Raw genomic sequence first — 20325 nt, 5'->3', positions numbered from 1 at the left:
GGGCCTCAGCAGTCCCTGAACTCCGGCGACTGGTTCAGCACCTGCGACCGCACCGAAGTGAACCGCCCGTACGTCTCCCCGTCCCGCGCCCCCGGCCGGAACGCCGCCACCCGGTGGCAGTTCTGGAAGGCCAGTTCCACGCCGAAGTGGCGTTCCAGGCTGCCGCGGATGGCGTCGCCGGCGAGGGCGCGCAGGAGCTGGCCGCGGTCCTGCTCCGACGGGGGAGGGGTCTGGTTGTCGGTGAACTCGGCTGTGCCGCCCTTGAGTTCGGCGGCGAGGGTGGCGATCAGGTCGTAGGCGTACGGGAGGGACGTGCGGACCGTGTCCACGAAGTCCTCCTCGCGGATGTCACCGGACTCGGCTTCGGCGAGGAGCTTCGGGGAGACGTCGAGAGACATGAAAGGGGCGTCCGTTCCAGGAGTGGGTGGAGGTGCTTCAGGGTGGGGGGAGTGGTCAGGTGAGCGCCGTCGGGCCCGGTACGAAGTCCGGGTCCACCTGGTCGGCCAGGTCCAGGCCCGTCGCCTCGTCCGCCCATGCGCGGGCATTGCGCAGGTGGAACTCGACCGCGTGGCGGTGGAGGGCGGGCCAGTCCCTGCGGTGGGCGTCGACGGTCTCGCGCAGGATGTTCAGGGCGTGGCGGTTGTGCGGCTCCAGGCTGTCCAACCCGCCCTCCGCGCGGCCCTGTTCGGCCGCTCGCACCCAGGGGGAGTGGACCAGGTGGGTCAGGAGGTCGTCGCCCACCGTTTCCTTGAGGAACAGCAGGTCGTCCTCGCCGGTCACCTTGTTGCCGATCACGGCGATGCGGATCCCGAACTCGCGGGCGTGGTCGCGGTACTGGCGGTAGACCGACACGCCCTTGCGGGTCGGTTCCGCCACCAGGAACGTGATGTCGAAACGGGTGAACAGGCCGGACGCGAAGGCGTCCGCGCCCGCCGTCATGTCGACCACCACGTACTCGCCGGGGCCGTCCACCAGGTGGTTGAGATAGAGCTCGACGCCGCCGAGCTTGGAGTGGTAGCAGGCCACCCCGAGGTCGCTCTCGTCGAACTCCCCGGTCACCATCAGCGGTACGTCGCCCACGCGCCGGACGTGGCGCGCGTGGAGTTCGTCGTCGCCGAGGACGCGGAGGAGACGGGAGCCGCGACCGGGCGGGGTCGTCTTGATCATCGCCTCGCGGGAGGCGATGCGCGGGTTGCTGCCCCGCAGATAGTCCTTGATCTCGGCCAGATGGGCACCCAGGGGCGGGGCGTCCAGATGGTCCTCGTCATGTCCCAGCGCCTCGGCCAGGTGCTGGTTGATGTCGCCGTCGATGGCGAGTACCGGCGCGCCGGAGCGGGCCAGATGACGGGAGAAGAGCGCTGACAGGGTGGTCTTGCCGCTGCCGCCCTTGCCGACGAACGCTACCCGCATTACCGGGCCGAGCTCTTTTTGAAAATGAATGTCATGTGCTAGTTTTTAGGCAGCTTCCGACGGTCTGTCAAATCGGGAACCTCGGGCGGCGCAACCTCGACGATCAAGGGGAAAGTCTTAATGCATATGATGTGCAAGTGCTTGATTACTGCATCAGGGCGGCGGGCCCGGACGACCTCGACGGTGCGCGAGCCGTGATGCTCGACACCGTCCACCGTGACTTCGGCACCGGCTACGTGCCCCGTTGGCACGGCGACATCCTCGATCCGGCCGCCGCCTACCTCGCCTCTTCCCGCCACACCCTGCTGGTGGCGCTCGACCCGAGGGACGGAGACGTCGTCGCGACCGCCGCCCTCGACTCCCGTGGCCCCGCCCACCCCCCGAACCCGCGCCGTCTCGCCGAGCGTTATCCCTCCGGCGAGACCGCTCAACTGCGCCGGATCTACGTCCGACCCGAGCACCGTCGGCGCGGACTCGCCCGGCGCCTCGTCGGCGAGCTGCTCGCGTTCGCGGCCGCGGACGGCGGCTATGGCGCCGTCTACCTGCACACCGACCCGGCGGTCCCCGGTGCGGAGGCCTTCTGGCGGTCGCTCGGCGAGGTCGTGCACGACGAGCGCGAGGATCCCGGCGGCGGACAGGGAATCATCCATTTCGAGATACCGATGGGGCGATAGTCGCCGTGCACCGTTTCCGACTGCTCCTTGCCCTCCTGCTCGCCCCGGCGCTGACCGGCTGCTTCGCCTCCCAGGGCTCCGGCGGCTCCGGCAGCGCGGCCGCTGACACGACGGCCGGCTCCCGGTTGCGGGTCGCGCTCGCCTTCCCGCCCGCCGAGAACCTCTCGCCGTACGGCGACGACGCCACCATCCTCAGCCGCCTCGGCGTCACCGAAAGCCTCACCGCGCTGGACGCCAACGGCGCCGCGGCCCCCGCGCTCGCCGCCTCCTGGCACCGGGAGACCGACCGCACGTGGCTGTTCACCCTGCGCGAGGCGACCTTCCAGGACGGCACGGACGTCACCCCGTCCGCCGTCGCGGCCTCCCTCACCCACGCCGGCGGGGCGGAGCCCGCGCCGGCCGCCCTCTCCGGCGTCCGCCTCAAGGCGGCGGCCGACGGCAGTACCGGCGTCCGGATCACCACCGGCAGCCCCGACCCCGTACTGCCGTTGCGGCTGTCCAGCCCGAGCCTCGCGATCCTCGCTCCGAAGGCCTACGGCGCCACAGGTCGCGTCGACCCGATCGGCACCGCCACCGGACCCTTCGAGCTCACCAAGGTCACCGGCACCGCCTCCGCCACCCTCGACCGCTTCGACGCCTACTGGGGCGGACGTGCCCAATCCTCGGGCGTCGACGTGAAGTTCATCGCCGACGGCACCGCCCGCACGGCCGCCCTGCGCACCGGCCAGGTCGACCTCGCCGAGGCGCTCCCCGTCGCGCAGGCCGCCACTCTCGACAGGGCCACCCGCAAGGAGACGGCCACGACCCGCACCACCAGCCTGTTCCTCAACACCGCGTCGGGCCCCTTCAAGGACCCGAAGCTGCGCGCCGCCGCGCGGCGGGCCGTCGACACGTCCGTGCTGGCCGACGGCGTCTACGAGGGGCACGCCGACGCCGGAGCCGGTGTCTACGGGCCCGCCGTCAGCTGGGCCGAGGGCAAGCGCAGGCCGCCGGTCGGGCGCGCGAAGGCCGCGGCCCCCGATGGCGCGAAGGTCACCCTCGCCACGTACGACAACCGGCCCGAACTCCCGGAAGTCGCCCAGGTGTTGAAGCAGCAGCTGGAGAAGGCGGGGTTCAAGGTCGAACTGGAGGTGCGGGAGTACTCGCGGCTGGAGAGCGACGCGCTGGACGGGAAGTTCGACGCCCTCGTGCTCGCCCGGAACACGCTCGTCGACACCGGGGACCCCGTCGCCGTCCTGGCGAGCGACTTCACCTGCCACGGCGGCTACAACCTGGCGCAGCTCTGCGACGAGGACGTCGACCGGGCGGTGGCCAGGGCCGAGCGGGCCACCGACACCGCGCGGCGGCAGGACGCGGTGATGGCGGCCGAGGCGGACATCCTCGGCACCGACGCCGTCGTGCCGCTCGTGCACCAGCGCGTCATCACCGGCGTCGCGGGCTCGGTCCGCGGTGCGCTCCTCGATCCGTACGAGCGCACCCTCGTCGGCACCGGCACCCGGCGCTGACACATGCGGCACCAAGCCACCGCGGTCCTGTGGCGCGCCGGACTCGCCCTCGCCCTGGTGTGCTGCGTCGGCCTGCTGCCTTGGCTCTCGCGCACCGATCCGGCGCTCACCGTGCTCAGGGCGCGGTCCGCCGAACGCGATCCGAGTCCCGAGGTGCTGGCCGACATACGATCCCAACTCGGCCTGGACGAGGGCCCGTTGCGGTTGCTCGGGCAGTGGTTCGGCGGGTTGTGGCGCGGAAACGCGGGGCGGTCGTGGATCTCCGGGGCCGAGGTCACGCCCGCCGTGCTCCAGGCCCTCGGTGTCTCTCTGCTGCTGATGGCCGTGGCGCTCGTGGTCGCGGTCGTGACGGCGGGGCTCGTCTGCGCCCGGACCCTGCGCCGGCCGGGGCGTCGGGGCGGCTTGGGCGCCGCGGTCCTCGCCGCGCTGCCCGAGTTCCTCGTCGCGTCGGTGCTCGCCACCGTCGTCGGCGTGCAGCTCGGCTGGCTGCCCGCCCTCGGCTGGTACGGGCCCCGCTGGACCGTGCTGCCCGCGCTCGCCCTCGGGCTGCCCGCCGGGGCCGTGCTCGGGCGGCTCCTCGACGACCTGCTGCCCGGCGCCCTGGCCGAACCCTGGGCGGTGGCCGCCACCGCTCGCGGACTGCCCCGCCGGAGCATCGCCCGCCAGGCGGTACGCCGCTGCCTGCCCGCACTGCTGCCCAACGCAGGGCTGTTCGTGGTCGGGCTGACCGGCGGCTCCGTCGCCGTGGAGCAGATCTACGACATCCCCGGGCTCGGCCGCACGACCCTCCAGGCCGCCCTCGCCCAGGACCTGCCGGTCCTTCAGGCCGGAGTACTCGTCCTCGTCCTGCTCGGCGCCGTCGCGGCGGGAGCCGCCCGGCTCGCGGTCCGTCAGCTGACCGGACCCGCCCTGCGCGACGGGGCACTGCCGTCCCTGCACCGGCCCTCGGCGCCGGTCCGCGGGGCGGGGTTTCTTGCCCCCGGTGGGCTGTTGCTCGCCGTCATCGGGCTGGGCCTGCCTCGCGATCCGCTCGCGCTGGACACCGGAGAGCGGCTCCGACCTCCCTCCTGGGCCCACCCGTTCGGCACGGACGCGCTGGGCCGGGACGTACTCGCCCGGGTCGCCCACGGTGCCCTCGACACCCTCCTGCTCGCTTCCGTGATCAGCGTGGCCGCCCTGCTCGTCGGCGTACTGCTCGGGCTGCTGCCACGGCTGTCCGGGCCGCTCGTCGACACCGTGAACGCCGTACCGCCGGTGCTCGGTGCGCTTCTCGTCGCCGCCGTCGCGGGCAGCGGACCGGCGACGCCCGCGCTCGCCGTGAGCGCCGTCGCCTGGGCGCCTCTCGCCGTGCACACGTCCGCACTGCTGCGGCAGGAGCGGGCCGCCCTGCACCTGACCGCCACGCGCGGTCTGGGCGCGGGCCGCCGGTATCTGATGCGGAAGGGGCTGCTGCCGGCCATCCTGCCGCCCGTCACCCGCCACGCCCTGCTGCGCCTGCCCGGTACGGCCCTCGCGCTCGCCTCGCTCGCCTTCCTCGGGCTGGGCGCCCAGCCGCCCTCCCCGGAGTGGGGCCTGCTGCTCGCCGAGAACCAGCCCTATGCGGAACGAGCGCCATGGGCGGTTCTCGCGCCCGCCGCCGTACTCGCCCTGCTCGGTGCGCTGGCGGTGAGCGCGGGCGCGGGAGGGTGGCGGCCCCGGCGCCGTACCACCGATGCCGTGGCTGATGAACAGCCCGCCGATACAAGGGAGTTGGTGGTAGTCGGGTGAGCAGGGCGACGTCTTTGTCGATCGGTCCGTGTCACGGTACGGAGGGCCGCCTTCGGCTGACGCCCCTTCTCCGTCTGCTGATCCTCACCCAACTCGCCTTCAACACCGGCTTCTTCGCCGTGCTGCCGTTTCTGTCCGAGCATCTCGGCCGGGCGATGGGGATGGCGGGCTGGCTGGTCGGCTTCGTGCTGGGGCTGCGGACCTTCAGCCAGCAGGGGCTGTTCGTGGTGGGCGGGGTGCTGGCCGACCGGTACGGGATCCGGCCCGTGGTGCTTGCCGGTTGCGTGCTGCGGATCGTCGGCTTCGTCTGGCTCGGGTACGCCCGGGAGACCTGGGCGGTCGTCGGTGCGGTGCTGCTGGTCGGGTTCGCCGCCGCTCTGTTCTCACCGGCCGTGGAGTCCGAAGTCGCCCGGCAGGCGGTGATGTTCGAGGAGGCGGGTGGGGGCTCGCGCACCCGGGTGCTGGCGTTGTTCACCGTGGCCGGGCAGGCGGGGGCGTTCCTCGGGCCGCTGCTGGGCGCGTTGCTGCTGGCGGTGAACTTCCGTGCGGTGTGCCTGGCGGGGGCCGCCATCTTTGTGTTCGTTCTCGCCGGGCATGCGTGGCTGCTGCCGCAGCACATTCCTGGACGGGCGCGTACCCGGGCGCGGGGCGGGGTGCGCGGGCTGCTGCGCAACCGCCGTTTTCTGGCGCTGTGCGGTGCCTACGGCGCCTGTCTGCTCGCCTACAACCAGCTGTACCTCGCCCTGCCCGCGGAGGTGGAGCGCGTGACGGGCTCGCAGGCGCCGGTGGCCTGGCTGTTCGCGATGTCGTCGTTGCTGGTGGTGACCGCGCAGCTGCCGGCCACCCGCCTGGTGGGCGGCCGTCTCACCTTGCGCCGCTCCATGACGGCCGGGCTGTTGCTGATCGCGGCCGGGTTCGCGGTCATGGCCGTCGCTCGCCCCGCCGGTTCGACCGGCATCACGGGACTGCTGCCCGCCGTCGGTTTCGTCGCTCTGCTCACCCTCGGCCAGATGCTGGTGGCTCCCGTCGCCCGCGCCTGGGTCCCCGACCTTGCGGAGGACGGACGGCTCGGCCTGTACACCGGGGCGCTGTCCTCGGTGGCCGGACTCATCGTCCTGGTCGGCAGTTCGGGGACGGGGGCGCTGCTGGACGCTGCGCTGCCGGGGGGTGTGCCGTGGCTGGTGTTGGGTGCCGTGCCGGCGGCTGCGGTGGGGTTGGTGCCGCGCCGGTGATCGCTGCGATGCGTTATCGGTCGGCTGCCGCGCCGTCGTGGCTGGTCGCGCAGTTCCCCGCGCCCCTATGGGCGCGCTGCTGGGCCGCTTCCTGATACGTCCCGGAGGTTGGGATTCAGGACGCCACCGTCTCGCGTTCCGATTCCAGGTCCAGCATCTCCTCGACCTCGCCGTCCTGGACTCGCGACGTCCGACGCAGCCACAGGACGTCGCGGCCGAAGGACCAGATGAGCGAGCCCAGGGCGAGTACGACGACCCCGAGGGACGCCACGGGGGGCAGGTAGCCCGAGGCGGCCAGGAGGAGGCAGATGCCCTGCATCGCGGCGACCGTCTTGCGGGCCGTGCTCGGCGGCAGGGAGGCGTTCAGCCACGGCCAGACGCGGGCCGCGGCGACGAAGGCGTAGCGCATGCCGCCGATGAGCAGGACCCACGGGCCGAGCTGCATGGAGACGTAGACGCTGAGCACCAGGATCAGGAAGGCGTCGACCTCCATGTCGAAGCGGGCGCCCAGGGGGGTGGAGGTGTTGGTGGCGCGGGCGACCTTGCCATCGACGCCGTCCAGGATGAGGGCGACAGCCGTGAGGCCGACGAGGGCGGTGACCGGCGGGGAGCTCTCGAAGGAGTCCGCGACCAGGGCCGTCACACCGCCCACCAGGGTCGCCCGGCCCAGCGTCACACGGTTGGCCGGGCCGAACGAGCGCGGCCGGGTGCGGTGCAGTGCCCGCGAGAGCACCGCCCACATGGCGACGGCGAAGACCAGGCCGGTCAGCCAGCCCGCCGGCCCCATGCCGATCGCCGTGCCGAGCAGGGCCAGCAACAGGATCTGAACGCCCGCTCCCACAGCGGTCTCCTGCTGGACCAGCCTTGCTTCGTAAGTGTTGTTCAGGGCCACCGCACACCCTCCGGCCGTATGACAAAGTCGATCAACGCCGCGTACTGTGCGCGGCCTGTGCACACCTCGGTACGTGAACAACTTCCCGATCGTTCAGGAGGAGGCCGGATGAACCGCATCGCACGCGCGTTCTGGCTGAGTCGTCCGGGTCTCGGCGAGATCCGGAGCGTCGACCTGCCCGAACCCGGCGAGGGCGAGGTGCTGGTGCGCTCGCTCTACTCCGGGGTCAGCCGGGGTACGGAGACGCTCGTCTTCCGCGGCGGCGTTCCGGAGAGTCAGCACGCGGCCATGCGAGCGCCTTTCCAGGAGGGCGAGTTCCCTGCACCCGTGAAGTATGGCTACCTCAGTGTGGGGAGGGTGGAGGAGGGGCCCGAGGAACTGGTCGGGCGTACGGTTTTCTGTCTGTACCCGCACCAGACGCGGTATGTGGTGCCTGTCTCGGCCGTCACCGTCGTGCCGGACGACATCCCTGCCGAGCGGGCCGTCCTCGCCGGGACCGTGGAGACCGCCGTGAACGCCCTGTGGGATGCGGCGCCGCTGGTCGGCGACCGGATCGCGGTGGTCGGCGGCGGCATGGTCGGCTGCTCGGTCGCCGCCCTGCTGGCCCGCTTCCCGGGCGTACGCGTGCAACTCGTCGATGCCGACCCGGCCCGCGCCAAGACCGCCGAGGCCCTCGGAGTCGACTTCGCGCTGCCCGGGGACGCGCTCGGTGAGCGGGACCTCGTCGTGCACGCCAGCGCGACCGAACAGGGCCTGGCCCGCGCCCTGGAACTCCTGGCCGCCGAGGGCACCGTGGTGGAACTGAGCTGGTACGGCGACCGCAAGGTGAGCCTCCCGCTCGGCGAGGCCTTCCACTCCCGGCGGCTGACGATCCGCAGCAGCCAGGTCGGCACCGTCTCCCCGGCCCGCGCGAACCGCAGTTATGCCGACCGGCTCGCCCTCGCTCTCGACCTGCTCGCAGACCCGGCCCTCGACGCGCTCATCACAGGGGAAAGCGCGTTCGAGGAGCTACCGGAGGTGATGCCCCGACTGGCCTCCGGTGAGATCCCCGGGCTGTGTCACCGTGTGAGGTACCCCGAAACGGTCTGACCTGAGAAAAGAGTGAGACTCGGCTGAACGGGGGGAAGCGAAGAGCCGTACTACACGGCATCCTCCGGCGACCAACGGCCGGAGGGCCAGACGCGCCGCACCTGGAGGGTCGTCCGTTGTTCAGTGTCACCGTCCGCGATCACATCATGATCGCCCACAGCTTCCGCGGCGAGGTCTTCGGACCCGCGCAGCGCCTGCACGGAGCGACGTTCCTGGTGGACGCCACGTTCCGGCGCGAGCAGCTGGACGACGACAACATCGTCGTCGACATCGGACTCGCCACCCAGGAACTCGGTGCCGTCGTCAGCGAGCTGAACTACAGAAACCTCGACAGCGAGCCCGACTTCGCCGGAATCAACACCTCGACGGAGTTCCTGGCCAAGGTCATCGCCGACCGGCTCGCCGAGCGGATCGAGAAGGGCGCGCTCGGCGAGGGCGCCAAGGGCATCGCGGGCATCTCGGTGACCCTGCACGAGTCGCACATCGCCTGGGCGAGTTACGAGCGTGCCCTGTGACCGACGTGACCTTGGAGAAGGTGAACCAGCCCGCGGGGAAGCCGGAGCCGCTGTCGCTCGGGTACGTCCCCGTGCAGCACTCCGTCCTGAAGAACGCCGAGATCATCCCCATGTCCCTGCGGTCCGTGCACTTCGTCATGCCGGGCGGGGTCGACGACCCGGCCGCGCCGAGCGGCGGCAACGCCTATGACCGGCGCGTCAGCCTGGACCTGCCCGGCTTCGGCTGGCAGGTGCACAAGCACGCCGTGGCCGGCGAGTGGCCCCGGCCGGGGGCGGCGGCCCGTGCGGAACTCGCGCGGACACTGCGGGAGTTGCCGGACGGGACGGTTGTCCTGCTGGACGGGATCGTCGCCTGCGGGGTCCCCGAGATCGTCGTACCGGAGACGGAGCGGCTGAACCTCGCGGTCCTCGTGCATCTTCCGCTCGGCGACGAGCGGGGCCTGGAACCCGCCGTGGCCGCCGAGTTGGACGCCAAGGAGCGTGACGTGCTGCGGGCCGTGCCCGCCGTGATCGCCACCAGCGACTGGGCGGTCCGCCGCCTCGTCGCCCACCACGGCCTCGCCCCCGAGCGGGTGCACGTCGCCGCCCCCGGCGCCGACATCGCGCCGCTCGCCTCCGGCACCGACGGCCTCTCCCGGCTGCTGTGCGTGGCCGCGGTGACCCCGCGCAAGGGGCAGCACCGGCTGGTGCAGGCGCTGGCCGCGGCGGCCGACCTGCCGTGGAGCTGCGTGTGCGTCGGCGGGCTCGGGCACGACCCCGAGTACGTGGCCCATCTGCGGCTGCTGATCAAGGAGCACGGCCTTGAGGACCGCATCCACCTTGCAGGCCCCCAGGCCGGTGCCGAGCTCGACGCCAGCTACAACGCCGCCGACCTCATGGTCCTCACCTCGTACGCGGAGACGTACGGCATGGCGGTGACGGAGGCCCTTGCACGCGGCATCCCCGTGCTGGCCACGGACGTCGGCGGTGTGCCGGAGGCGGTCGGGCGCGCCCCCGACGGCGGCATGCCCGGCATCCTCGTGCCGCCGGAGGACCCTGCCGCCCTCGCGGCCGAACTGCGCGGCTGGTTCGGCGAGGCCGACGTACGACGCCGGCTGAAGGCCGCCGCCCGGGGCCGGCGGGCCGCCCTGGACGGATGGGCGACCACGGCCCGAAGCCTTGCCGGAGTTCTGGGCCGGCTGCCGAGTGAGCCCAGGAGGGCGGCATGAACAGGACCGTACCGGCGAAGACCGGCGGGAAGATTCCGGGGCAGCCCGCGCCGCTGAACGGCTCCGAACCGGCGGACTCCGTGATACCCGGCGCCGGGCCCGCCGCGCGCCCCGGCGAGCGAGCCACCGTGCGGCTGCGGGACACCGGGCCCGAGGAGCCGCCCCGTTACGCGCCCGAGTGGCTGGAGCTGCGCGAACCCGCCGACGCCGCCGGACGGGCGCACGAACTGCTCGACCCGCTGCGGATCCGGCTGGCCAACCTGCCGGGCAAGGCCGGGGTGGTCATCCACGACCTGGGCTGCGGCACCGGCTCGATGGGCCGCTGGCTCGCACCCCGCCTGGACGGCGCCCAGCACTGGGTCCTGCACGACCGCGACCCCTACCTGCTGCACTTCGCGGCCGTCGCCTCCCCGCGCTCCGCCGCCGACGGGAGCCGGGTCTCCGTGGAGACGCGCCGCGGCGACGTCGCCCGGCTCACCCCGGACGCCCTCGCCGGCGCCTCGCTGGTGACGGCCTCCGCGCTCCTCGACGTCCTCACCCGCGAGGAGATCGAGACCCTCGCCGACGCCTGCACCGGGGCCGGCTGCCCCGCCCTGCTGACGCTCTCGGTGGCCGGACGCGTCGAACTCACCCCGTCCGACCCGATGGACGAGGAGATCACCGAGGCGTTCAACGCCCACCAGCGGCGCGGCGGCCTGCTCGGTCCGGACGCGATCACGGTCGCCTGCGAGGCCTTCTCGGAACGGGGCGCGACGGTACGGGTCAACCCCAGCCCCTGGCGCCTCGGCCCCGACGAGGCCGCGCTGACGGCCCAGTGGCTGCGCGGCTGGGTCGGCGCGGCCGTCGAGGAACGCCCCGAGCTGAAGGCCCGTGCAGAACGGTATCTGCGGGACCGCCTGGCGGCCTGCGAGGCGGGCGAACTGCACGTCGTGGTCCACCACAGCGACCTGCTGGCACTGTCCCGGCCGACGGGCGGCGCGGCATGAGCGTGGAGACGATACGGGCACACCTGGTGCGGGCCGGCCGGCGCGGCGACGTGGCGGACAAGCGGGGTGTGGACGTCGTGTCCGGGGCTCCGACCGGCGTCGGCCTGGAGACGCGAACTGCATGCGCCGTCCGCCCGGCAGCGGCGGGTGCGGCCGGTGGTGCCGCCTCCGTCGCGGTCGAGGTATGGGCGGACGGCGCGGCTTGCCTCGCCGCGCGGGATGCGGCGCTGCGGGCGCGGGCGGATGTACTCGCGTCCGCCCCACCCGTGGGGCCCGCCGTCTCCGAGGCCCGAATCGGTGTGATCGTCTCCTCGGCCCGGCCCGAGCCGGCCGCCGCGCGGACACCCTGGTGGCGTGCCGTGCTGTCCCGGCTCAACTCTCGTGCCGTGCGGACCCACTTCGGTACGGTCGCCGGTGCCGTCATCCTCGGGGCGCTGTTGTGGCGCCTCGGTACCGGGGTGCTGCTGGACGGGCTGCGGCGGATCGACATGCCGACGTTGCTGGCGGCCCTGGTGATCGGGGTGGTGACCACCGTGCTCAGTGCGTGGCGGTGGGCGCTGGTGGCCCGGGGGCTGAGGATCCGGCTGCCGCTCGGGGCGGCCGTCGCCGACTACTACCGGGCGCTGTTCCTGAACGCCGCCCTGCCCGGCGGTGTCCTCGGTGATGTGCACCGGGCGGTGCGGCACGGGCAGAGCGCCGGTGACATGGGCCGAGGCGTGCGCTCGGTGGTCCTCGAACGGGTCGCCGGGCAGGTCGCGCTGACCGTGGTCGGCGGGGCCGTCCTGCTGACGATGCCGTCGCCCGTACTGGCCCAGACCCGGCACTTCGCGCCGCTGGTCGGGCTCGCGGCGGTGGGCGCGCTCGCCGTCATGGTTGCGCTGCGGATGAACCGGGCGCCCTCCCCCCGCGGGCGCGCGCTGCGCGCGACGCTCGCCGAGGCGCGCGAGGGGCTGCTGTCGCGCCGCAACTGGCCGGGTGTCGTCGTCTCGTCGGTGGTCGTCCTGGCCGGCCACATCGCGATGTTCGTGCTGGCCGCGCGGGTCGCCGGATCCGGCGCCTCCGTGGCCGCGCTGCTGCCGCTCGCGGTCCTCGCACTGGTCGCGATGGGCCTGCCGCTGAACGTCGGCGGCTTCGGCCCCCGTGAGGGCGTCGCCGCCTGGGCGTTCGGAGCGGCCGGGCTGGGCGCGAGCAGTGGCGTCGCCGTCTCCGTGGTGTACGGGGTGCTCAGCTTCGTGGCGGCCCTGCCCGGCCTCGCCGTCCTCGTCGCCCGCTGGTACACCGGCCTGCGGGCAGGGACCGGAACGGCCGCGGCGGCAGCCCCGGAACCCGCCCGCGAGGACAACTACCCGCGCGCGCTGCCGGCTTCCCCCGTATCTCCGGTTTCCGTTCCGGAATCATCCGTCGAGGTGAGGAGTGAGAAATACGCTCCGAAGGAATCCGCCAGGGCGGCGAGCAGTTCCTTCCCCTTTTCCGCAGAACCGAGCGAAGGGCGTCCGATGACGCCCGAATCGGTATAGCCGGACATACCGAGGGTGAGCAGATGACGCCGGTCGTCCGCGACGAAATCGGAGGTCTCATAACCGGGCCGGAGCAATTCGGGGTGAGCATGCAGAAGGATGGAGGTCTCGATTTCTCCCGCGTGCATGTCGGTCAGCAGGGATGTGGTCACCCCCGCCCGCTGCCGCGCCGCTTCCCAGTCCTCCGCGGCCGGGAACAGTGCCATACGCTCGCCGCGGGCGGAGGATTCCTGAACGACGTTGCCCAGTACGTAGTTTCCGCCGTGCCCGTTGACCACCACCAGTTCGTCGACACCGGAGCGGCGCAGCGACTGCGCGATGTCACTCACCACCGAATGAAGGGTCACGGAGGAGATGCTGACGGTCCCCGGCCAGGCCGCATGCTCGTGCGAGCAGGAGATCGTCACCGGCGGAAGGAGGTGCACGGGGTATGCCGCGGCGATCTCCCGGGCCACGGCACAGGCGACGAGCGTGTCGGTCGCCAGCGGAAGGAACGGACCGTGCTGCTCGAAGCTCCCGACCGGAAGGACGGCGACCTGCGTTGAGACACCCGCCGCTCTGGTCCGTACCTCTTCTGTAGTGTCCGCCGGCACCAGCCCGTATGCCGCCGTACGCGCGCCCGAAACACTCATTTCTTCACGGCCTTTCGTCTCTGCTTAGGAATCAGATCATGACAGAAAAAATCGGCGTCCTCGGCAAGAAGTCCCCACAGCGCACGGGCGTGGAACGGATTGTGAATGCCCCGCTGCCCACGGTGTACGGGCAATTCAGGGCGGTGGGTTACATGGATCACGATCGCGGCGACGAGCAAGTGGCTCTCGTCCATGGTGACATCGGCACGGACGGTGTCCTCACCCGACTGCATTCCGAGTGCCTGACCGGTGACGCGTTCGGCTCCCAGCACTGCGAATGCGGCGACCAGCTCGCCTCCGCGCTGAAGGCCGTCGTCGCCGAAGGCAGCGGCATAGTCGTCTACTTGAGGGGCCACGAGGGCCGCGGCATCGGTCTGCTCGCCAAGCTGCGGGCGATGGCGCTGCAGGCGGAGGGCCTGGACACCGTCGAGGCGAACCTCGCGCTGGGGCTGCCGGTGGACGCCCGCGACTACGGCGTCGCCGCCAAGATCCTCCAGGACCTGGGCGTGAACTCGGTGCGCCTGATGTCCAACAACCCGCGCAAGCAGGAGGCGTTGGTGCGCCACGGCATCCAGGTGGCGGAGACCGTCCCGCTGCTGATCCCGCCGTGCGAGAGCAACATCACCTATCTGCGCACCAAGCGGGAACGGCTCGACCACGTCCTGCCGCATCTGGACGCGGTGGCCCACCTGTCCTGAGCAGGATCGTGCATCACCTCGCCGACACCGCCGGTCGGCGAGGTGATCCGATCGCGGTCCCGGGGATCGTTCAGTCCGTGACCGCCTCGTGGACCAGCCGCTTGAGGTCCGGGAAGAGCCTGAGCGACGACTTCGGCCGGACCTGCGTCATGAACTGCACGGTCAGATCGCGGCTGGGGTCCACCCAGAAGGTCGTCGTCGCCACCCCGCTCCAGCCGAACGTGCCCGGGCCGGAGGGCGCCTGGGTGCGGTCGGGGTCGATGACGACGGAGACGCCGAGGCCGAAGCCGACGCCGTCGTTGCCGGGCTCGTCGTGGGCGGGGCGGCTGCCGAAGGCGCGCAGGTCGGCGCCGCCGGGCAACTGGTTGCGGGTCATCAGGGCCACCGTCTCGGGGGCCAGGAGGCGGACGCCGTCGAGCTCGCCGCGGCGGCGCAGCAGCTCCATGAAGCGGTGCATGTCGTATGCGGAGGCCACCATCCCGCCGCTGCCGGACAGGAAGCGGGGCCGCCCGCGCAGCGGCAGCCCGGCGATCGGCTCGATGCCGCCGGCGTCGGTCTCGCCGTACAACTCGGAGAGCCTCGGGGCCTGCTCGTCCGTCACGCAGAATCCGGCGTCGGTCATGCCGAGCGGGCCGAGGACGCGCTCGGCGAAGAAGACGTCGAGCGGTTGCCCGGACACGACCTCGATCACCCTGCCGAGGACATTGGTGGCGACCGAGTAGTTCCACTCGGTGCCCGGCTCGAACTGCAGCGGCAGGCGCGCGTACGCATCGACGGTCCCGGCCAGGTCCGAGCCGGGCAGTACGGCTGAATCGAGGCCCGCCTCGCGGTAGAGGGCGTCGACGGGGTGCTGGTGGTAGAAGGCGAAGGTCAGGCCCGCGGTGTGGGTCAACAGGTGCCGGATCAGCGGGGGTCGGGTTGCCGGGCGGGTCCGTAGGCCGGCGCCGGATCCGCTCTCGTAGACCTGGGGGTCGGCGAAGGCCGGGAGGTGGCGGGCGACCGGGTCGTCGAGCGACAGGCGGCCCTCCTCCACCAGTATCAGCGCGGCGACCGAGGTGACCGGTTTGGTCATGGAGTAGACACGCCACAGGGTGTCCGCCTCGACGGGCAGACCCGCTGCGACGTCACGCAGGCCGTGGGTGGTGAGGTGGGCGACGCGACCGCCGCGGGCCACGGCCACCAGGTAGCCGGGCAGGCGGCCCTCGTCGACGTAGTGGGCGAAGTGCTGGTCGAGGCGGTCCAGCGCCTTGGCGTCCAGCCCGGCCTCGCCCGGGTCGACCTCTTGTCGCAGCTGTCCCATCGCTCTCCTCCGAAACGCGCTCCGCTGTGAGTGCCGCGAACAGACCGCAATTCGTCCGCGGCACCATCGTGGCTGGTCGCGCCCACGCGGCGGAGCCGCATAAGGATACGGCCCCGCGCTCCTTCAGGGGCGTGCTGAACCACAGCGGACCTTGCCAGTTCTGTCTGGTCTCATCGTCGCTCAGGAACGAGCGCGAGGTCCCCCGGTTGACCATGATTGATCGTTTCGGCGGAACGTTCCGGCAGTGCGCGGGCCGTCACCGCCCCGGCCAGCGCCACCACGGCGAGGACGAACAGCGGCAGCCCGTGCCCGTGGCCCAGCCCCATGAGCGTCGTCGCGGTGGCCACGCCAAGCGCCGGGCCGACGTTCATCGCGGTCTGCTGCAACCCGCCCGCCACCCCGGCCGACCCGACGGCGGCCTGGCGTACGACGACATGGGTGGCCGCCACCATCACCGTGCCGAACCCGGCCCCCAGCAGTGCGAACCCGGTGCAGAAGCCGACCGTGCCCGAGGCCCGGCCCAGCACCAGGATCCCGGCGGCCAGGACGGCCATCGCGGCCACGGTCGTACGGCGGGCCCCGGCCCGGCGCAGCAGCACCGCGCACCCCGGCGCGGCGACGATCATCAGTGCCGCGAGCGGCAGGCTGAGCAGGGCCATGTGGACCGGGTCGAGACCGAGCGTGTCCTGGAGCAGGAAGGTGGCGACGAACAGCGTGCCGTTCAGGGCGGCCGACGCGGCGACCAGCATGCCCAGCGCGGAACCGACGGCCGCCGAGCCCACGACGTCCGGCGGCACCAGTGGGCTCGCGGCGCGCCGCTCGTGCCGTACGAAGGCGGCACCTGCGACCACGGCCGACGCGAGGCCGAGCGCGCTCGCCGCCGTCCAGCCGCCGTCCGGCAGGGTGACCAGCGTGTGGACCAGACAGGCCAGGGTCACCGCGAGCAGGAGCGCGCCGGGCACGTCCGGACGGGCGGGGGAGGACCGTCGCGGGTGCGGGTCGCGCAGCGTCAGCGCGAGCAGGCCGAAGACGACTGCCGGTACGACGTTGAGGAAGAACACCGCCCGCCAGCCCGGCCCGGCCACCAGCGCCCCGCCCAGCACGGGCCCCGTCGCGGCCGCCACCCCGATCGCGCCGGCCCGCACGGCGATCGGCATCCGCAGCCGGTCGGGCGGGAACGCGGCCCGCAGCATCCCCAGCGTGGCAGGCTGCAGCAGCGCCCCGAACACACCTTGCAGGACCCGCAGACCGATCACCCAGCCCACACCGGGCGCCAGACCGATGCCCGCCGAGGTCGCCCCGAAGCCCAACATCCCTATGGCGAAGACCTGTTGATGCCCGTACCGGTCACCGAGCCGTCCGGAGAACACCAACAGGCCCGCCACCGCGATGAGATAGCCGGTGCTGGTCCACTGGACCTGAGCGAAGGACGCACCCAGGTCGCGTTGCAGAGTGGGCTGCGCGACGGTGAGGACGGTGCCGTCCAGGGCGACGATCACCGCCCCGATCACGCTGCACGTCAGGGTCAGGACGCGGTGCCCGCTCATGCGCCGTCCCCCAGGTGCGCGTCGAGGGCCGAACGCAGCAGAGGTACGAAGTCGTCGGCGTCCGTGGCGAGTTGGAGGCTGCCCCAGCCCCACAGCTGGGCGATCCCGTGCAGGTTCGCCCACAGCGCGCCCGCGACGACCCGGGCGTCCGCGTCGGGCCGGACCCGCCCGACCAGCTCCACCAGACGCCCGAACAGGGGCAGGCTGGTGTCACGCAGACCCAAGTGCCCGCTTTCCAGCAGATCGTGACGGAACATCAACTCGTACATACCGCGGCTGTCGACCGCGAACTCAAGGTAGACCCGTCCCAGGGCCGTCAGCTGCTCGCGCGGGGGCGCCGTGCCGTCGCCGGTCGCCGCCGTCGCCCGCTCGGCCAGTTCGGCGAAGCCGCGGCGGGCGATGGCGGACAGCAGCTCCAGGTGGGTCGGGAAGTAGCGCCGGGGCGCCCCGTGCGAGACGCCCGCGCGGCGCGCGATCTCCCGCAGGGTCAGCGCCTGCGCGCCCTCGCTTGCGACCAGATCCACTCCGACATCGACCAGCCGGTCCCGCAGTCCACGCTCCGATGCATCCATAGACACTGTCTACCAGTTGGGCGTAGACAGTGTCTATCAGCAGTCGGGGGAATGCGGAGATCGGTAGGAGGGGTTGACCGGGTATGACTCACGACACACTGCTCACGCTGCTCTCCGAGGACCGCAGCGGCGTGCTGGTCACCATCAAGCGCGACGGCCGGCCCCAGCTGTCGAACGTCAGCCACCGCTACTACCCGGACGAGGGCGTCATCCGGATCTCCGTCACCGACGACCGGGCCAAGACCCGCAACCTGCGCCGGGACGCGCGTGCGTCCTACCACGTCTCCACCCCGGACCGTCGCGCCTACACGGTCGTCGAGGGCACCGCCGAGCTCACACCCGTCGCCAAGGACCCGCACGACGACACGGTGGAGGAGCTGATCCGCCTGTACCGCGACGTCCTGGGCGAGCACCCCGACTGGGACGACTACCGTGCCGCGATGGTCCGCGACCGGCGTCTGGTGGTGCGGTTGAAGGTGGAGCGGGCCTACGGCATTCCCAAGGGCGCCAACACCGGCTGAAGCTCTGTCATGTCGCCCGACTGCGGCTAGGGTTGATCACCGCGGGCGGCGTGGAGAACGGAAGACGGGGAGTGCGCGGCATGGTGGATCCGGTTTCGCTGGGCGCCATCGGCGCGGTGCTCGGAGCCGTCGGGTCGGGCATGGCGAACGAAGCCGGCAAGTGGGCGTGGGAGTCGGCCGGCAGTCTGGTCCGCCGCATCGCCGGGGGTGAGGTGACGGCTCCCACCACCCCCGGCCAACTGGACGACGTCGCACGTCTGGTGCACGAGCGCGTACAGCAGGACCCCCAACTGGCGCAGATCTGGATTCAGTTCGCTGCCGGTGTACGAGCTCCCGGCACCGGATCGGGACCGCACCGCCCCTGCCTGCCCGCCGCCCCGCACTTCTTCACGGACCGTCAAAAGGCCCTGAAGGCCCTGGACAAGGAGGCGACGCGCACCTTCGCCGGACGCCCCCGGCTGGTGCTCCTCCACGGCCCCGAAGGCATCGGCACCAGCACCCTCGCCCTCCACTGGGGCTGGCGGCAGACCGCCCGCTTCCCCGACGGCCAGCTCTACGCCGACCTGCGGGCCCGCGCGCCCGAAGCGGTTGTCGGCACACTGCTGCGCGGACTGGGCCTGCCCGACGAGGAGATACCCCCGGCCGCCGCCGACCGAGCGGAGCTCCTGAGGCGCTGTCTGGCCGACCGGCGACTGCTGCTCGTGCTCGACCACGCCCGGTCCGCCGCCCAGCTCCGGCCGCTGCTGACCTCGGCGCCCGGCGTCTTCACGATCGTCGTCGCCCGGCAGCCGCTCACCGGCCTGGACGCCCTGCGCATCCCGGTCGGCCCGCTGGCCCGGCGCGACGCCGTACGGCTGCTCACCGACCTCGTCGGCAAACCGGCGATCAGCGCTGCCCGCGCCGCGCTGCCCGCGGTCCTCGACCGCTGCGCAGGCTCGCCCTACGCCCTGCGCGCCGCGGCACCTCGCCTGGCCGCGCACACCGAGCCGCCCGCCGGACCCGAGGCAGACCCCGTCCACGCCGCCGCCGAGGACTCCTACCGTCTGCTCACACCCGCCGCGGCCCGTCTCTACCGGCTCGCCGCCCTGCGCGACTGGCCCGCTCTCGACCCCGCGGCGGCCGCCCGCGCCGCGGCCCTCGACCAGAGCGAAGCCGCCCGCCGCCTGGAGGAACTCGCCGAGGCCCTCCTCCTGGAACGCACCGACTCCGGCCGCTACCGCTACCGCCCCGCCGTCCGCGCCCACGCCGAGCACACGGCGGCCGTAGTCGACGGAATCGCGGCCTGCTCGGCCGCGGTCACCCGCGTCGTCGCCGGCTATCGCGACCTGGCCGTCGGCGCGGCACGGGCCGCGCTGCCCGAGAGCTGGCGGGTGCCGACCGCCGACTCGCCCGTGTCCTTCCCGGACCGGGGCACGGCCGTCGCCGCCCTGGCCGTCGAGGCGCCCGGTCTCGTCGAGGCGGTGCACGCGGCGGAGGACTTCCGGGACCGGGCCACGGTCGTCCTGCTCTGCCAGGCCCTGTGGCCGCTCCAGCTCAAGGCCGGCCATCACGACGTCCTGCTGCCCGCGCTGCGCACGGGAGCACGCGCCGCCGACGAGCACTTCCCCGGCACCCGCACGGCCGGTGCGCTGCACGCCCAACTCGCCCACACTCTCACGGAGTTGCGCCGCTGGGACGAGGCCGAACCCGAAGCGCTCGCCGCCGCCCGGGACGAGCAGACGGCCGGCCATGTACGCGGTCACGCCTCCGCGGTCGAGTTCCTCGGACTGCTGCGGCTGCGGCAGTGGCGGTTCGAGGAGGCGTACACATGCTTCGAGGAGGCGTACGGCATCCTCGACGGCATCGGCCCCGACGACGAGGGCGCCGCCGACCTCCCGCGCGCCCGGGCCCTGCTGGAACGCCATCGGGGACGTGCCCTGCGCGGCCTCGGCCGCCGCGAGGAGGCGGTGCAGCGCCTGGAACGCGCCCTGCGTTTCTTCCGCGACTCGGGCGAGGCCTACAACACCGCCCGCACCCTCACCGACCTCGCCGAAACCCATCTGGACGGCGGCGCACCGGACCATGCACGTCCGCTGATCGACGAGGCTGTTGCCGCTCTCGGGCGGGAGAACGCCGAGTACCAGGTGGCGTGGCTGCGGGTGCTGCGGGAGCGGTGCGTCACGCCGGAGTGAGCCGCACGGGGTGGGCCACCTTCCCGATTCGGACCGTCAGGTGCTGGCCGGCCGGCTCTTCCGGTGGCTTGCCCTGGCGCGAGCCATGC

18 protein-coding genes and 1 pseudogene are annotated in these 20325 nt (G+C 72.7%); 12 read left to right on the top strand and 7 right to left on the bottom strand.

Annotated features, from left to right (window positions below):
* Positions 1 to 5: 5 nt before the first annotated feature.
* Both ACWDAG_RS02235 and ACWDAG_RS02230 read right to left on the bottom strand, forming a co-directional pair.
* Entirely contained in the window at positions 6 to 398 is a 393-nt protein-coding gene (locus ACWDAG_RS02235) for an SCO5389 family protein (protein WP_450693667.1), read from the bottom strand.
* A gap of 55 nt (positions 399 to 453) precedes the next feature.
* A complete protein-coding gene (locus ACWDAG_RS02230; protein ID WP_450693666.1) occupies positions 454 to 1410 on the bottom strand; it encodes an ATP-binding protein in 957 nt (318 codons plus the stop codon).
* A 137-nt stretch (positions 1411 to 1547) separates the two neighbouring features.
* On the opposite strand from ACWDAG_RS02230, the gene ACWDAG_RS02225 reads away from it, so the two are divergent.
* The 4 genes from ACWDAG_RS02225 to ACWDAG_RS02210 are packed head-to-tail and all read left to right on the top strand — an operon-like array spanning position 1548 to position 6588.
* Positions 1548 to 2084 carry an N-acetyltransferase family protein gene (locus ACWDAG_RS02225; protein ID WP_450693665.1) on the top strand — a complete coding sequence of 179 codons (537 nt, stop codon included), beginning with the start codon at positions 1548 to 1550 and terminating at the stop codon, positions 2082 to 2084.
* Between the two features lie 5 nt (positions 2085 to 2089).
* Positions 2090 to 3589, top strand: a complete 1500-nt coding sequence (locus ACWDAG_RS02220) for an ABC transporter substrate-binding protein (RefSeq protein ID WP_450693664.1) — start codon at positions 2090 to 2092, stop codon at positions 3587 to 3589.
* 3 nt (positions 3590 to 3592) lie between these two features.
* Positions 3593 to 5356 (top strand): ABC transporter permease subunit, encoded by a 1764-nt coding sequence (locus ACWDAG_RS02215; RefSeq protein WP_450693663.1) that lies wholly within the window; start codon positions 3593 to 3595, stop codon positions 5354 to 5356.
* Between the two features lie 14 nt (positions 5357 to 5370).
* Positions 5371 to 6588 carry an MDR family MFS transporter gene (locus tag ACWDAG_RS02210; RefSeq protein ID WP_450693662.1) on the top strand — a complete coding sequence of 406 codons (1218 nt, stop codon included), beginning with the start codon at positions 5371 to 5373 and terminating at the stop codon, positions 6586 to 6588.
* Between the two features lie 115 nt (positions 6589 to 6703).
* On the opposite strand, the gene ACWDAG_RS02205 is transcribed toward ACWDAG_RS02210, so the two are convergent.
* Positions 6704 to 7480, bottom strand: coding sequence for a CDP-alcohol phosphatidyltransferase family protein (locus ACWDAG_RS02205; protein ID WP_450693661.1), 777 nt, complete (start codon positions 7478 to 7480; stop codon positions 6704 to 6706).
* Positions 7481 to 7588: 108 nt separating this feature from the next.
* Between ACWDAG_RS02205 and ACWDAG_RS02200 the strand changes: the two genes are divergently transcribed.
* The 5 genes and pseudogenes from ACWDAG_RS02200 to ACWDAG_RS02180 form a co-directional block, all read left to right on the top strand.
* On the top strand, positions 7589 to 8569 hold the full coding sequence (locus ACWDAG_RS02200; RefSeq protein WP_450693660.1) for a dehydrogenase: 981 nt from the start codon (positions 7589 to 7591) through the stop codon (positions 8567 to 8569).
* 116 nt (positions 8570 to 8685) lie between these two features.
* The gene (locus ACWDAG_RS02195) at positions 8686 to 9084 is read left to right on the top strand and encodes a 6-pyruvoyl trahydropterin synthase family protein (protein ID WP_030936582.1); all 399 of its coding nucleotides are present in this window, start codon (positions 8686 to 8688) and stop codon (positions 9082 to 9084) included.
* Positions 9081 to 10292, top strand: coding sequence for a glycosyltransferase family 4 protein (locus ACWDAG_RS02190; protein ID WP_450693659.1), 1212 nt, complete (start codon positions 9081 to 9083; stop codon positions 10290 to 10292). The genes ACWDAG_RS02195 and ACWDAG_RS02190 overlap by 4 nt, the downstream gene beginning before the upstream one ends.
* On the top strand, positions 10289 to 11278 hold the full coding sequence (locus ACWDAG_RS02185) for a class I SAM-dependent methyltransferase (protein WP_450693658.1): 990 nt from the start codon (positions 10289 to 10291) through the stop codon (positions 11276 to 11278). Before ACWDAG_RS02190 ends, ACWDAG_RS02185 begins: the two co-directional genes overlap by 4 nt.
* Positions 11275 to 12468 (top strand): annotated as a pseudogene (locus ACWDAG_RS02180) (lysylphosphatidylglycerol synthase transmembrane domain-containing protein); the annotation flags it as partial. The gene ACWDAG_RS02185 and the pseudogene ACWDAG_RS02180, both read left to right, overlap by 4 nt.
* A gap of 152 nt (positions 12469 to 12620) precedes the next feature.
* On the opposite strand, the gene ACWDAG_RS02175 reads toward ACWDAG_RS02180, so the two are convergent.
* Entirely contained in the window at positions 12621 to 13427 is an 807-nt protein-coding gene (locus tag ACWDAG_RS02175; protein ID WP_450693657.1) for a creatininase family protein, read from the bottom strand.
* Between the two features lie 38 nt (positions 13428 to 13465).
* On the opposite strand from ACWDAG_RS02175, the gene ribA reads away from it, so the two are divergent.
* Positions 13466 to 14125: a GTP cyclohydrolase II gene (ribA, locus tag ACWDAG_RS02170; protein ID WP_450693656.1), complete on the top strand. Its 660-nt coding sequence runs from the start codon at positions 13466 to 13468 to the stop codon at positions 14123 to 14125.
* A 70-nt stretch (positions 14126 to 14195) separates the two neighbouring features.
* On the opposite strand, the gene ACWDAG_RS02165 is transcribed toward ribA, so the two are convergent.
* The 3 genes from ACWDAG_RS02165 to ACWDAG_RS02155 form a co-directional block, all read right to left on the bottom strand.
* On the bottom strand, positions 14196 to 15425 hold the full coding sequence (locus ACWDAG_RS02165; protein WP_450693655.1) for a serine hydrolase domain-containing protein: 1230 nt from the start codon (positions 15423 to 15425) through the stop codon (positions 14196 to 14198).
* 170 nt (positions 15426 to 15595) lie between these two features.
* Positions 15596 to 16972: an MFS transporter gene (locus tag ACWDAG_RS02160; RefSeq protein WP_450693654.1), complete on the bottom strand. Its 1377-nt coding sequence runs from the start codon at positions 16970 to 16972 to the stop codon at positions 15596 to 15598.
* Positions 16969 to 17544, bottom strand: a complete 576-nt coding sequence (locus ACWDAG_RS02155) for a TetR/AcrR family transcriptional regulator (RefSeq protein WP_450693653.1) — start codon at positions 17542 to 17544, stop codon at positions 16969 to 16971. Before ACWDAG_RS02155 ends, ACWDAG_RS02160 begins: the two co-directional genes overlap by 4 nt.
* A gap of 83 nt (positions 17545 to 17627) precedes the next feature.
* On the opposite strand from ACWDAG_RS02155, the gene ACWDAG_RS02150 reads away from it, so the two are divergent.
* A complete protein-coding gene (locus ACWDAG_RS02150) occupies positions 17628 to 18065 on the top strand; it encodes a PPOX class F420-dependent oxidoreductase (RefSeq protein ID WP_450693652.1) in 438 nt (145 codons plus the stop codon).
* 80 nt (positions 18066 to 18145) lie between these two features.
* Positions 18146 to 20236, top strand: a complete 2091-nt coding sequence (locus ACWDAG_RS02145; protein ID WP_450693651.1) for a tetratricopeptide repeat protein — start codon at positions 18146 to 18148, stop codon at positions 20234 to 20236.
* The last annotated feature ends 89 nt before the right edge of the window (positions 20237 to 20325 follow it).

The sequence above is a fragment of the Streptomyces sp. NPDC001157 genome, assembly GCF_053598255.1.
Note: the sequence above shows the minus strand (reverse complement) of the source record. Positions and strands in the feature narration are given on the sequence as shown.